This window comes from Amycolatopsis tolypomycina (assembly GCF_900105945.1).
Taxonomy (GTDB): Bacteria; Actinomycetota; Actinomycetes; order Mycobacteriales; family Pseudonocardiaceae; genus Amycolatopsis; species Amycolatopsis tolypomycina.
Genome location: NZ_FNSO01000004.1, coordinates 6,359,904 through 6,371,947 on the forward strand (window position 1 = coordinate 6,359,904; position 12,044 = coordinate 6,371,947).

A 12,044-nucleotide genomic window follows, 5' to 3' on the forward strand; every position below is an offset into this window, starting at 1 on the left:
GGTCCGCCCCTCCGGAAAGGGACGAAGATGCCCGCTCGAACCCGTTCACGGATCCTGCACCTGTTCACCGCGGCCGCCGCCGCACTGTCGTTGTCCGTCGCGGTGCCACCGTCCGCCGTCGCCGCGCCCGGGAGCCCGGCGGTGACGCCGCCGCTGGGCTGGAACAGCTGGAACAGCTTCGGCTGCAACGTCAGCGAAAGCACCATCCACCAGGCGGCCGACGCGATGGTCTCCTCCGGCATGCGTGACGCGGGCTACCAGTACGTCGTGGTCGACGACTGCTGGTTCGACCCGCAGCGCGATGCCCAGGGCAACCTGCGCGCCAACGCCTCGAAGTTCCCGAGCGGCATGAAGGCCCTCGGCGACTACATCCACGCGCGCGGCCTGAAGTTCGGCATCTACCAGGTCCCGACCGACCGCACGTGCGCCCAGCGCACCGGCACCTACCCCGGCTCGACCGGCAGCCAGGGCCACGAGGCCCAGGACGCCCGCACGTTCGCCTCCTGGGGCGTCGACTACCTCAAGTACGACTGGTGCTCCCCCGCCGGCACCCGCGACGAGCAGGTCAGCCGCTTCGCGCTGATGCGCGACGCCCTGCGCGGCACCGGACGGCCCATCGTCTACAGCATCAACCCCAACAGCTACCACGCCATCACCGGCGACAAGTACAACTGGGGGCAGGTCGCCGACCTGTGGCGCACCACCGAGGACCTGCTCGACATCTGGCAGAACGGCAACACCAACAGCTACCCGATGGGCGTCGGCAACGTCCTCGACGTCACCGCGCCGCTGGCCGCGCAGGCCGGGCCCGGGCACTGGAACGACCCGGACATGCTCGTCGTCGGCCGCCCCGGCCTGACCCTCACCGAGTCCCGCGCCCACTTCGCCCTCTGGGCGCTGATGGCGGCGCCGCTCATGGCGGGCAACGACATCCGCACGATGTCCGCGGACATCAGCGCGGTCCTGCGCAACCCGCGGCTGCTGGCGGTCGACCAGGACAGCCTCGGTGCCGGCGGCCGCCGGGTCCGCGACGACGGCAACGTCGAGGTCTTCGCCAAGCCGCTGTCCGACGGGTCCGTCGCCGTCGGGCTGCTCAACCGCGGCAGCGGCACGACGACCATCAGCACCACCGCGGCGCAGGTCGGGCTCAACGGGACGTCGTTCACCCTGACCGACCTGTGGACCGGCGGCACGTCGGCGTCCGGCGGCGCGATCAGCGCGAGCGTGCCCGCTCACGGCGTCGCCGCGTTCCGGGTGTCCGGCGGCACCCCGCAGGCCGCGACGACGTCCCGGCTGCGCGACGCCGGTTCGGGCCGCTGCCTGGACGTCGACAACGCCTCCACGGCCTCCGGGGCGGGCGTGCTGATCTGGGACTGCCAGACCTCGGCCAACCAGCTGTGGACGAGCTGGGAGAACGGCGAGATCCGCGTCTTCGGCGACAAGTGCCTCGACGGCACCACCAGCGGCGCCCGCGTCTACAGCCGCTCGTGCACCGGGCAGAGCAACCAGAAGTGGACGCTGGGCTCGGACGGCACGGTCCGCAACGTCCAATCAGGACTGTGCCTCGACGTCGAAGGCGCCGCGACCGCCAACGGGACACGGGCGATCCTGTGGACCTGCAACGGCCAGGCGAACCAGCGGTGGAGCCGCGTGTGAGGCTCACCTGACCGAGGGACGCGGGGACGGTAACGCCGGGGCGGTAACGGAGCGATAACGGGATACGGACCGTCCGACAGCAGGAGAACCTTCCCGTGGAAACACCGTGCCGAGGCCCCATCGACGTCACCCGGGTCACCGGGTTCGACACCGGCACCGCCGACCCCGACGCCCTTCGCCGGGCCGTCACCACCTCGCCCGGCTACTCGCGCGCCGCGGCCGAACACCAGGCCGCGGTGCTGGACATCGTGCTGCGGGTGGGCACCACGCCCGTCCCGGAGCCGAGGCGCCGCCGCGGGGTCGTCGGGAGACTGCTCGGCCGGCGGTGAACACGGCGAAAGCCGCGACCGAAGGAATTCGGTCGCGGCTTTCGCCGTGCGCCGGGTGGGACCGGCGGTAACCGGTCCCACCCGGGCCGGCGTCGGCGCCGGATCGCTGCGTGCCCGGGACGGGGAACCGGAGTGTGCAGCTCGCTCCCTGTTCCGGGCACGCCGGACGATTCCCGGCGCGGCGCCGGATTCCGCGCCCCGGCCGGCTTCCGCACACACAACGGGCGGCCGTGGCGCGGGGACTCAGTGGCCCTGGCTCGTGCCGCCGTCGGCGATGCCGCCCGAAGCGCAGTTCTCCGGGTTCTCGCCGCTGGCCTCGTGCTCGCCCGGCGACAGGATCGGCACGCCGATGCCGTTGAGCGAGTTCTGGACCGGCACCTGGACGCCGAGCACGTTGACGTTGTTGTCGCACACGCCGAGCACGGCGTTGACGTTGTGCAGCACGTCGGTGTTGTTCAGGTTGAGCAGGCCGAGCTGGCCGGTGTGGCCACCGTGGTGGTGGTCGTGGCCGTCCGGCGTGCCGGCGGCCGCGACGCCACCGGCCAGGAAAGCGCCGGCCGCCATGGCAGCCGTGACGAAACCAACCTTCTTCAGCATTTGTTCTCCTCGGTTCAGTCGGTGCATCGGAGTCGGTGCATCGGACAGGACGGCGGCGAGGTGTGTGTTCGCCGTCCCGCGTGAGGGAAACGTACGGAGAGAATTGACCGTATTCCACTTCGCGCCACCATCGGGTGCGCCCGAAAGCCGCTGACCACGGCCTGGTTGGCCCGATCGGGTAATGCAGGTTTATCGCGCGAAAACTATTTCGGCACAATCGCACACTCGTTCAGGCCACAACCACCCGGAGAACGGCGACGGAAACAGCGCACGGGTTGTAGGCTCGTCGTACGGAACCCGTTCTTTCGACCCCGGAGCGGGTTTCCGGCCGGTGAACCGGCGAGGCGTGAACCCCCAGCCGAGCCCGCAGCCGGGCGACGCCCCGGCCTCGCCGGTTCCCGGGCAGCGAAAAGCCGCCGCGCGGAAAGTGCATCCACGCGGCGGCTTCCCCGGCCGGTTGGTCAGTGGCCCTGGGCCGTCCCGCCGTCCGCGATGGCGCCACTGGCGCAGTTCGACGGCGAGTCGCCCTCGGCCTCGTGCGCCCCGGGCGACAGGATCGGGACGTCGACACCCTGGGCGACGTCCTGCACGGGGACCTGCACGCCGAGCACGTTGACGTTGTCTTCGCAGACGCCGCCGACCGCGTTCACGTTGTGCAGCGCGTCGAGGCTCTGCACGTTGGCCAGGCCGAACTGCTCGCTGTGGTCGACCGGGTGCCCCGAGACGGTGACGGTGGTCGCGGAGGCCGAGCCGCCGAACGCGGCCAACCCGGCGGCCAGTGCGGTCGCGACGAATCCGAGCTGCTTGATCACGAGAAAGAACTCCTCAACTACCCACCCGGCACCGGCCAGCGCCGGTGCCGGGAAATCATTTCTTCCCGCCGGAGCGGAAACTTCAGTTGCCCTGGCTGGTGCCGCCGTCGGCGAGCCCGCTCGAGGCGCAGTTGTACGGCGACGAACCCTCGGCCTCGCTCGCGCCCGGCGACAGGATCGGCACGCCGATGCCGTTGAGCGACTCGTGGACCGGCACCTGGACGCCGAGCACGTTGACGTCGTTGCCGCAGAACCCGAGCGTGCCCTGCACGTTGTGCAGCGCGTCGGTGTCGTTCAGGTTCACCAGGCCGACCTGGCCGGTGTGGTCCCAGCCGTGGCCGTGCTCTTCGTCCGGCGTGCCCGCGGCCGCGATCCCACCGGTGACGAACGCGCCGGCCGCCATGGCGGCGGCGACGAAGCCGATTTTCTTCAGCATGGATTCTCCTCGATAAGACAATTGCCGCGACGGCATTCAAGGCATTGTTCCGCCGCGGTGGGAAAAAACGTACTGATGGCCCGGCGCGCGTTCCAGCCGGTTCACCGATCGTGTGGGGTGCGCGAACCCCTGACCGGGGTCGGGATAGCTCGACCGGGTGAGCGCCCGGAACGGTCCCCGTTTCGACGGCGACCGGCGCGGATGATCATCGAACCGTTACTACGCAACGTGTTCCACGTATCGAGACACTGCGACATGTCACGCTTTGGGGTTGCGTCAGTCCGCCGGATCCGCGTCGGAGCGTAACGAATTACCGAACGGCATCCTTCGAAAGTGAAGCCACTTCCGCGTTCCTACGCTTTGCCGGGGCGCCGGTGCGCGGTGCCGGACGTGAGGAGTCGTTCGTGGTGGATTACGCGGTGCTCGTGGCGTCCGCGGTGCTCTACGCGGTGGGGATCGTCGCGCAGAGCGTCGCCGCGCGGCGGGCGGGGAACCGGCCGGGCGCGGGACTGGGCCTGCTGGCCCGGCTGGCCGCCGATCGCCTGTACCTGCTGGGTTTCGCCGGCCAGGTCGGCGGGTTCGCGCTCGCGTTCTTCGCGCGCGCTTCGCTGCCGCTGTACCTGGTCCAGGCCGCGTCGTCGTCGGCCATCGGGCTGGCGACGGCGTTCGGCGTCGTCGTCCTCGGCTGGCGGATCCGCACCGGCGAGGCGCTGACGCTGGTGCTGCTGGCTTCCGGCCTCGTCGTGCTGGCGGGCTCGTCGTCGGCCTCGATCGCCACGGACCTGCCGCCCGCCGGGGTGGCGACGCTGGCGCTCGTGGTGCTCGGCACGGGCTTGGCCATGATCCCCGCGGGCCGGGCCGGGACGTTCCTGCCGGCCGCGGTCCTGTCCGGCGTCGCGTTCGCCGTCGTGGCGGTCGCCAGCCGCACGCTCGCCCACCTCGATCTCCTTGCCCTGCCGGGGAATCCGCTGACCTGGCTGATGCTGGTGGCCGCGGTGCTCGGGCAGGCCTCGATGGCCACCGCCCTGCAGCGCGGGCCGGCCGCCGCGGTCGTGGCCACCGCCGACGCGACGACGATCGTGCTGGCGTCGGTCACCGGGATCGCCGCCCTCGGCGACCACGTCGTCGGCGGGCAGGGGCCGTGGGTCGCCGCCGGGCTCGCCGTCGTCGTGTGCGGCGTCCTGCTGCTCGGCGTGCAGTCGCGGGCCGCGGCACCCGTGCTCGCCGGGGAAGCCGCGTGAGGCCGCGTCCGCTCGCGAGCGTCTCGGTCGACCTCGACAACCTGTGGGCCTACCTCAAGACCCACGGTGACCCGGGCTGGCGGGACCGGCCCAGTTTCCTGCCGTCCGCGGTGCCGCGGCTGCTGGAGATCCTCGGCGAACAGGGGCTCACGACGACCGTCTTCGTCGTGGGCGCCGACGTCGTCCGCGAAGACGGCGCCAAGGCGGTCGCCGAGATCGCCGCGGCCGGGCACGAGGTGGCGAACCACTCGTTCGGCCACGAACCCTGGCTGCACCGCTATTCCCGCGAGCGGCTCGAGGACGAGCTGCGCCGCACCGAAGACGCGGTCGTCGCCGCGGGCGCGCCCCGGCCGAGCGGCTTCCGCGGCCCCGGCTACAGCGTCACCCGCGAGCTGGTCGAGCTGCTCGCCGAACGCGGCTACGCCTACGACGCCAGCACCCTGCCGACGTGGGTCGGCCCGCTGGCCCGCGCCTACCACAACCGCACGGCCCGGAGTGCGGAAGAAGGCGCCGACGAGCTGTTCGGCGGCTTCTCCCGCGTGCTGGCGCCGGTGCACGCCTACCGCTGGCAGACGAGCACAGGTCGCGGGCCGGTCGAGCTGCCGGTGACGACGATGCCGCTGCTGCGCACGCCGATCCACGGCTCCTACCTCCTGCAGCTGCACGGGATCTCACCGCGGCTGGCCCGCGGCTACCTCCGGACGGCGCTGCGGCTCTGCCGCCTCCGCGGGGTCTCGCCGTCGCTGCTGCTGCACCCCACCGACGTCCTCGGCGCCGCCGACGCCCCCGGGATGGAGTTCTTCCCGGGCATGGCGGTGCCGGGCGCGCAGAAGGTGGCGTGGCTGGGCTGGGTGCTTTCCGCGCTGCGCGAGCACTTCGACGTCGTCGGCACCGGAGAGTACGTCCGGCGGACGGTCGTGCGGCGCACTCGGCCGGTGACCAGGCTGGACGCGGGGAGATGACCACGTTCGCGGTCGTCAGACCCGCCACGCGCGAGGCCCTGCTGCTGCGGGTCCTCGCGTGTGCGACCGTGGCGCTGGCGCCGGTCGAGGGCTACCTGACGGCCGTGCAGAGCCAGCTCGGCAAGGTCGCGCCCGCCCTGCTCACCGCAGTCTGGCTGGTGGTGCGGATCCGCCGGCGGCAGCCACCGCGCCCGACGCCGCTGCACGCGGTCCTCGCGCTGCTGGCCGTCGTGCTGGCGGCAACGGCGTCCCGGCACGCGGCGGGCGGGTTCACCGCCGAGTACACGTTGCGGTGGCTGCCGTTCCTGGTGGTCACGGCGGTGCTCGCGGACGTGGCGAGCCGCGAGGTACCGATCCGCTGGTTACTGCTGGCGGCGGCCGCGGGCGCCACGGTCGCGGGCGCGGGCGCCCTGTACAGCCTGGTCGCCGAAGGCGAGGCCCGCGCGAGCGGACCGCAACCGGACCCGAACGACCTGGCGTACTTCCTCGTCGCGGCGGTCCCCCTGCTCGCGGCGCTGCACCACCGGGGCCGCGGCGCCATCCCGACCGCCGAGGCTCCCCGGCTCGCCGCGCTGCACCGCCGGGGCCGCGGCGTGATCCTGACCGCCGCCGGCATCATCCTCGTGGCCGGCGCGACCGCGACGTTCTCCCGCGGTGGCGCGCTGGGCCTGGCCGCCGCGGTCGGGTGGCTGCTGCTGCGGCGCGTGCTGCCGTGGCGGGTGGTCGGCGTCGCGGCCGCGGCCGTCGCCGGGCTGGGTGTCGCCGCCCTGCTGTTCGCCGGGCCGCAGCTGGACCGGGCGTTGCAGGAGAAGAGCTTCATCGCTGCGTCCAATGTGGACACCCGGGAGCTGCGCTGGCAGGCGGCGGCCCGGATGCTGACCGCTCACCCGGTGCTCGGCGTCGGCCCCGGCGGGTTCCGCGAGCACTACGCCGCCGAGTCGCACAACGCCGAGGTCGACGAGCAGACCCCGGTGGCGCACAACATGTACCTCGAGGTCGCCGCGGAACTCGGCCTGCCCGGGTTCGCGCTGTTCGCCGGGGTGGTCGGCGTCGCCGCGGTGGCGAGCGAGCGGACGGTCCGGCGGGCCGGGCCCGGGCCGCAGCGGACGGAGGCGGTCGCGATCCAGGCGTCGCTGCTCGCCGTGCTGGTCACCTCGACGTTCCTGTCCGAGCAGTACTACCTGCCGTTGTGGTCGCTGGCCGCGCTCGCCGCCGCGGCCGAAAGCCGGAATTGCCGAGAAGGAGAGGGAAGCGCCGATGCGGGTGCTGCACGTGATCAGTGAAATGGGGGCGGGCGGGGCGGAAACGCTCGTGGCCGGCATGGTGGCCCGCGGCGAGGAGTACGGCTGGGTGTCCGCGGTCGCCAGCGGCGGCGGCTTCCGCGCCGACGCGCTGGCCGCGGACGGCACGCCGACGTTCCCCGTTCCGCTCGCCCGCCGCAGCAAGGCCGGCGTGCTGAAGGCGGCGTGGGCGACCCGCCGCGCGATCGCCCGGTTCCGGCCCGACGTCGTGCTGGCCCACAACGTCGGCGCGAGCCTGGTGACGCGGCTGGCCGGACGGCGGCCGGTCACGGTCTTCCACGGCGTCGCCGACGCGGACCACCCGGCCGCGGCGCGGATCCTGCGTCGCACGTCCGCCCAGGTCGTCGCGGTCTCGGCGGCCACCGCGGACCGGCTGGCGGCGGCGGGCCTCGCGCGGCCGGTGGTGATCCCGAACGCCGTGTTCCCGCGGACGCCGGTGTTCGGCCGCGCGGAGATCCGCGCGTCCCTCGGCGTCCCGGAGCGGACTCCGGTCGCGCTCTGCCTGGCCCGGCTGGAGCCGCAGAAGCGCCACGACGTGCTGCTGGACGCGTGGGCCGCGGTCGACGGCGACGCCGTGCTGTGGCTGGCCGGCGACGGCAGCCTGCGGGGCGAACTGGAACGCCGGGCGCAGGCGCTGGGCCGCCGGGTGGAGTTCCTCGGGACGCGCGCGGACGTGCCGGACCTGCTCGCCGCGGCCGACGTCACGGTGCTGACGAGCGACTGGGAGGGCCTGCCGCTGGCGGTCCTGGAGTCGATGGCGGCCGGGCGGCCGGTGGTCGCGACGGACACCGGCGGCATCGGCGCGGTGCTGGCCGGCGGCGGCGGGATCGTGGTGCCCCGGGCGGACCCGGCCGCGACGGCCGCGGCACTGAACCGGCTCCTGTTCGACCCGGCGGAACGGGAAACCGTTGGCAGGTCGGGAATCCAGGCGGTCGAACGCGACTACGACCCGCACACGCTCATGAAGTCCTACGACGAGTTGCTCCGAGGTGCCCGATGAAGTCTGTTGTCTCGAGCGTCGCCGCGGCGCTGCTGGTGGGTGCGCTCGTGCTGCTCGCCGGCTTGACGCGCGGCGAGGAGTACCAGGGCCGGGTGAGCCTGCTCGCCGGCCCCGCCGCGGCGGACGGCGCGCCTTACGGCGAAGTCGTGTCGCTGGCGTTGCCGGCGCTGGTCGAGCTGGCCCGCAGCCCGTCGGTGCTCGCGGCGGCGGCGCCGGCGTCCGGGTATTCGCCCGACGAGCTGGCCGGGCACGTGTCGGTCGAGCTGGTCCCGGCCTCGGGCCTGGCCCGGGTGTCGGTGCGCGCGGCCTCGGCAGCGCAGGCCGGCGCGACAGCGATGGCACTGGGCAAGGCGATGATCGACGCGGACCTGCTCGCACCGGCCGGGAAACTGCGGACCCTCGACTCCCGCCCCGAGGTGATCACGGTGGCCCCGGACGCCCCCCTGGTGACGGGGCTGGCCCTGGTCGGAGCGGTCGCGGCCGGCCTGGCGACGGCGTCGGTCCGCCGCCTGACCCCGGGCGGCACGGGCCCCCTGCGCCGCGCACTGGCCGCGGCGGGAGTGCACCGTCCGGTGGCGGTGCTGCGCGAGCCGGACCCGTCCACACCGGACAGCCTGGCGGTGCTGTGCCGCGCGGCGGGCCACCCGGTCCGGGTGCTGCCGGTGACCCCGGACCTGACCGAGACGGCGGCCAAGCTGGCGGCGGGGCTGCCGGAGGAGCACGGAGCGGGCACGTCGGTGGTGGCGGTGACCACGGGCGGCCGCAACCAGAAGGCCCTGACCGCAACGGTGAGCGTGCTGCCGGCGGACGCGGTGCTGGTGGCGGTGGTGCTGGCATGAAGCTCGGACACCGCACGGCCCCGGCCACAGCCGGCTCCCGCGGCGCAAGCCACGGCGCCGACCCCGCCGCCGACTCCGACCCCACCACCCCAACCACAACCGCAGCCGACTCCGGCCCCACCACCCCGAAACACCGTGCCGGCCCCGGCCGGCGGCCGACCCTCCTCACCCGCGACTCCGGCCTGTCCCCCAAGCAGCGGCTCGTCCTCCTCCTGGCCACCCTCGCCGGCGCCGCGAGTGCCTGGCACGCCCTCAAACCCTCCTGGCAGGTCCCGCTCCCGACCCCCGCGGTCCTCGGTGAGGAGCGGTTGCAGGACTTCCGCGACGCCCTCTACTTCCCCATCCGCGAATTCCTCGACGGCGGCAACCCCTACGACCCCGCCGCGATGTTCGCGCACTGGCCCGTCCGGCAGGACTTCAACCTCTACCAGCCCTACCACCTCCTGCTGCACGCGCCGTTCGCGCTGCCCGGGTACCGCGTCGGCGCCGTCTCCTTCACCCTCTTCTCGCTCCTCCTGCTCGTCGCGCTCGCCGCGCTGACCGCCCACGCCGTCCGGCGGTACGTCCCGGTTCCGTTCGCCGTCGTCACCGCCGTCGTCGCGGCGCTGCTGGTGACCAGCCAGGTCGGGAAGGCGCAGCTCTACGTCGGCCAGGTCAACCCGCTGATCGCGCTCGGCGCGGCCGGCGCCCTCCTCGCCCGGCGCGACCGGCCCGGCTGGGCGGCCGTCGCGCTCGCGCTCGCGTGGCTGAAGCCGCAGTACGGCTTCCCGCTGGCCGTCCTGCTGTTCGCCCGTGGCTCGCGGCGGGTCGCCCTCACCGGCACCGCGATCGCCGCGGCGGCCAGCCTGCCCGTCGTCGTGCTCCTCGTCGTGCGCAGCGGCGGCGTCGGGCCCTTCCTCGACGTCATCGTCGCGAACCTCGCGCACGCGCGCGGCACGTCCTACGGCGCGGTGGATTCCGTTACGGCGCAACGCATCGACGTCGCCGCGGTGTTCTTCCGCGTCACCGGCTGGGTGCCCGACGGCGCCGAGTTGGCGGTATTGGCCGGGGTGCTGGTGACGAGCGCGCTGCTCGCCCGGCGCACCACCGAACCGGTCGCCGACCTGCTGACCGTGCTCGCCGTCGTGGTCTGTGTCGTGCACCAGCCCGGCGACGTGCTCATCGCCGTGCCCGCGATGGCCGCCGTGGCCGCGCTGTGGTGGCGTCGCCGGGGCGAGGCCGGGTGGACCGCGGCCGGGTTGGCCGTCCTCGCGCTCGCCGTCCCGTTCGCGCATCTGTACACAGTGGACTCGCTGTTCGGTCCGCGGACATCGGTCACTGTGGACGGTGCTGCGGTGGTCGTCGCGTGGGGCCTCGCCGTGGTCGCCGCGAGGCGGGTCGCGTGACGACCGCGCTCGGGACCCGCGCGGTCCGCGGCTCGCTGTGGCTGGGCGTGGTCAACCTCGTCAGCAAGAGCAGCCAGATGCTGGTGACGCTGGTGCTGGCCGCCCTGCTGACCGAGGGCCAGCTCGGTGCCGTCGCACTGGCGGTGGCGCTGGTGAACCTCGGCCAGGTCGTCCAGTCGATCGGCGTCTACGACGTCATCGGCCGCACCGCCCGCGACCCGCGCCGGACGGCGGGCACGGTGCTCACGCTGAGCGTCGGCGCCGGGCTCGTCCTGGCGGTCGCGCTGGTGGCGGCGGCCGGCCCGCTCACGGCGTTGCTCGGCACCCCGGACGCCGCCGGGCTGGTCCGGCTCGCCGCGCTCGGCCTGCCGTTTTCGGCCGCGGGCGGGGTGCAGATGGGGCTGATGCACCGCGAGCTGGACTTCCGGCGACGCCTCCTGCCCGACGGCGGCAGCGCGGTGCTGGGCGCGGCGCTGACGGTCGTGCTCGCCGCGTGCGGCGCCGGCCCGCTGTCGCTGGTGCTCGGCCTGCTGGCCACGGCGGTGTCGCAGCCGCTGCTGGGAGCACTGGCCCGCGGCGGCGTCCGGCCGTGCTGGGACACCACCGCGGCCCGGGAGGTGCTGCGCTGGGTGGCGGTGGTCGGCCCGGCGGCGGTCGTGGGCGCGCTGCTGGTCAACGTCGACTACTTCGCGGTGGGCCACGTGCTCGGCCCGGACGCGGTCGGCGTGTATTCGCTGGCGTACCGGCTCGCCTGGGTGCCGTACATCATGGTGGCGGTCGTGCTCGGCGCGGTGGCGTTCCCGGTGTTCACCCGGCTGCAGCGCGAAGGCGCGCCACTCGGCGGGGCGGTCACCCGGTTTACCCGCGCGGTCCTCGTGGTGACGGCCGGGCTGTACCTGGCACTCGCGGTCCTGGCGGACCACGTGGTGCTGCTGGGCACGCGCTGGGCGGCCGCGGCCGCGCCGCTGGTGCTGCTGTCCGGCTACGGCGTCGGGATCTGCCTGCTGCAGATCTGGTACCAGGCGGTGAAGGCGACCGGCCACGTACGACGATATCTGGCCCTGGAGACGACGCACCTGGCGTTGCTCGCGGCGGGACTGGTGGCGCTGACCCACGCGGGAATCGGGACGGTCGCCCTGGTGCAGTGCGCGGCAGCGTGGCTGGTGGTGCCGCTGGCCTGGCGGGTACTGGCCGGGCTCGGGGTGGCGCCGTCGCCGGCGGAGCTGGGCGGGATGGTGGTTCGCGTCGCGCTGGCTTGCGCGGCGGGCGCGGTGCCGGCGGTGCTGCTGGAGCGGTGGTTCGGGGCGACGCTGCCGGGGGTGCTCGCCGAGGCGGCGGTCCTGGTCGCCGGGTACGCGGGGGCGACGGTGCTGCTGCAGCGAACCGCGCTCGCCGAACTGCGCCGGGGCGGCCTGCGGTGAACCCGCCCAGCCCACCACCACCGTTCTCGCGCACCCGCAGAGGCCGCCGATGAAGTCCGTCCACC

Annotated in this window: 12 protein-coding genes; 9 read left to right on the top strand and 3 right to left on the bottom strand. The window is 73.9% G+C overall.

The window, feature by feature from the left end; genetic code table 11:
• Window positions 1–27 precede the first annotated feature (27 nt).
• Both BLW76_RS38665 and BLW76_RS38670 read left to right on the top strand, forming a co-directional pair.
• Window positions 28–1,656, top strand: a complete 1,629-nt coding sequence (locus tag BLW76_RS38665; protein WP_091316883.1) for a glycoside hydrolase family 27 protein — start codon at window positions 28–30, stop codon at window positions 1,654–1,656.
• A 95-nt stretch (window positions 1,657–1,751) separates the two neighbouring features.
• Entirely contained in the window at window positions 1,752–1,985 is a 234-nt protein-coding gene (locus BLW76_RS38670) for a hypothetical protein (protein ID WP_091316885.1), read from the top strand.
• Between the two features lie 243 nt (window positions 1,986–2,228).
• On the opposite strand, the gene BLW76_RS38675 is transcribed toward BLW76_RS38670, so the two are convergent.
• From BLW76_RS38675 to BLW76_RS38685, 3 genes are all read right to left on the bottom strand, one after another.
• Entirely contained in the window at window positions 2,229–2,582 is a 354-nt protein-coding gene (locus BLW76_RS38675) for a hypothetical protein (RefSeq protein WP_091316886.1), read from the bottom strand.
• Window positions 2,583–3,043: 461 nt separating this feature from the next.
• The gene (locus BLW76_RS38680) at window positions 3,044–3,394 is read right to left on the bottom strand and encodes a hypothetical protein (protein WP_091316887.1); all 351 of its coding nucleotides are present in this window, start codon (window positions 3,392–3,394) and stop codon (window positions 3,044–3,046) included.
• An 82-nt stretch (window positions 3,395–3,476) separates the two neighbouring features.
• Entirely contained in the window at window positions 3,477–3,830 is a 354-nt protein-coding gene (locus tag BLW76_RS38685; protein WP_091316888.1) for a hypothetical protein, read from the bottom strand.
• 404 nt (window positions 3,831–4,234) lie between these two features.
• On the opposite strand from BLW76_RS38685, the gene BLW76_RS38690 reads away from it, so the two are divergent.
• From BLW76_RS38690 to BLW76_RS38720, 7 genes are read left to right on the top strand one after another with little or no spacing between them, the layout of a single operon-like run.
• Window positions 4,235–5,071 carry a DMT family protein gene (locus BLW76_RS38690; RefSeq protein ID WP_091316890.1) on the top strand — a complete coding sequence of 279 codons (837 nt, stop codon included), beginning with the start codon at window positions 4,235–4,237 and terminating at the stop codon, window positions 5,069–5,071.
• The gene (locus BLW76_RS38695) at window positions 5,068–6,033 is read left to right on the top strand and encodes a polysaccharide deacetylase family protein (protein WP_091316891.1); all 966 of its coding nucleotides are present in this window, start codon (window positions 5,068–5,070) and stop codon (window positions 6,031–6,033) included. Before BLW76_RS38690 ends, BLW76_RS38695 begins: the two co-directional genes overlap by 4 nt.
• The gene (locus BLW76_RS38700; RefSeq protein ID WP_091316893.1) at window positions 6,030–7,316 is read left to right on the top strand and encodes an O-antigen ligase family protein; all 1,287 of its coding nucleotides are present in this window, start codon (window positions 6,030–6,032) and stop codon (window positions 7,314–7,316) included. The genes BLW76_RS38695 and BLW76_RS38700 overlap by 4 nt, the downstream gene beginning before the upstream one ends.
• Window positions 7,291–8,334 carry a glycosyltransferase gene (locus BLW76_RS38705; protein ID WP_244170511.1) on the top strand — a complete coding sequence of 348 codons (1,044 nt, stop codon included), beginning with the start codon at window positions 7,291–7,293 and terminating at the stop codon, window positions 8,332–8,334. Before BLW76_RS38700 ends, BLW76_RS38705 begins: the two co-directional genes overlap by 26 nt.
• Window positions 8,331–9,173 (top strand): hypothetical protein, encoded by an 843-nt coding sequence (locus tag BLW76_RS38710; RefSeq protein ID WP_091316895.1) that lies wholly within the window; start codon window positions 8,331–8,333, stop codon window positions 9,171–9,173. The genes BLW76_RS38705 and BLW76_RS38710 overlap by 4 nt, the downstream gene beginning before the upstream one ends.
• Window positions 9,170–10,558, top strand: a complete 1,389-nt coding sequence (locus BLW76_RS38715; RefSeq protein ID WP_244170512.1) for a glycosyltransferase 87 family protein — start codon at window positions 9,170–9,172, stop codon at window positions 10,556–10,558. The genes BLW76_RS38710 and BLW76_RS38715 overlap by 4 nt, the downstream gene beginning before the upstream one ends.
• A complete protein-coding gene (locus BLW76_RS38720) occupies window positions 10,555–11,979 on the top strand; it encodes an oligosaccharide flippase family protein (RefSeq protein WP_244170513.1) in 1,425 nt (474 codons plus the stop codon). Before BLW76_RS38715 ends, BLW76_RS38720 begins: the two co-directional genes overlap by 4 nt.
• Window positions 11,980–12,044 lie beyond the last annotated feature (65 nt).

What these genes read in the sequence shown, in the direction of transcription:
- BLW76_RS38705 (WP_244170511.1), top strand. Translation starts at nt 7,291, where the DNA reads ATGCGGGTGCTGCACGTGATCAGTGAAATGGGGGCGGGCGGGGCGGAA.
- BLW76_RS38710 (WP_091316895.1), top strand. Translation starts at nt 8,331, where the DNA reads ATGAAGTCTGTTGTCTCGAGCGTCGCCGCGGCGCTGCTGGTGGGTGCG.
- BLW76_RS38685 (WP_091316888.1), bottom strand. Translation starts at nt 3,830, where the DNA reads ATGCTGAAGAAAATCGGCTTCGTCGCCGCCGCCATGGCGGCCGGCGCG.
- BLW76_RS38700 (WP_091316893.1), top strand. Translation starts at nt 6,030, where the DNA reads ATGACCACGTTCGCGGTCGTCAGACCCGCCACGCGCGAGGCCCTGCTG.
- BLW76_RS38675 (WP_091316886.1), bottom strand. Translation starts at nt 2,582, where the DNA reads ATGCTGAAGAAGGTTGGTTTCGTCACGGCTGCCATGGCGGCCGGCGCT.
- BLW76_RS38665 (WP_091316883.1), top strand. Translation starts at nt 28, where the DNA reads ATGCCCGCTCGAACCCGTTCACGGATCCTGCACCTGTTCACCGCGGCC.
- BLW76_RS38715 (WP_244170512.1), top strand. Translation starts at nt 9,170, where the DNA reads ATGAAGCTCGGACACCGCACGGCCCCGGCCACAGCCGGCTCCCGCGGC.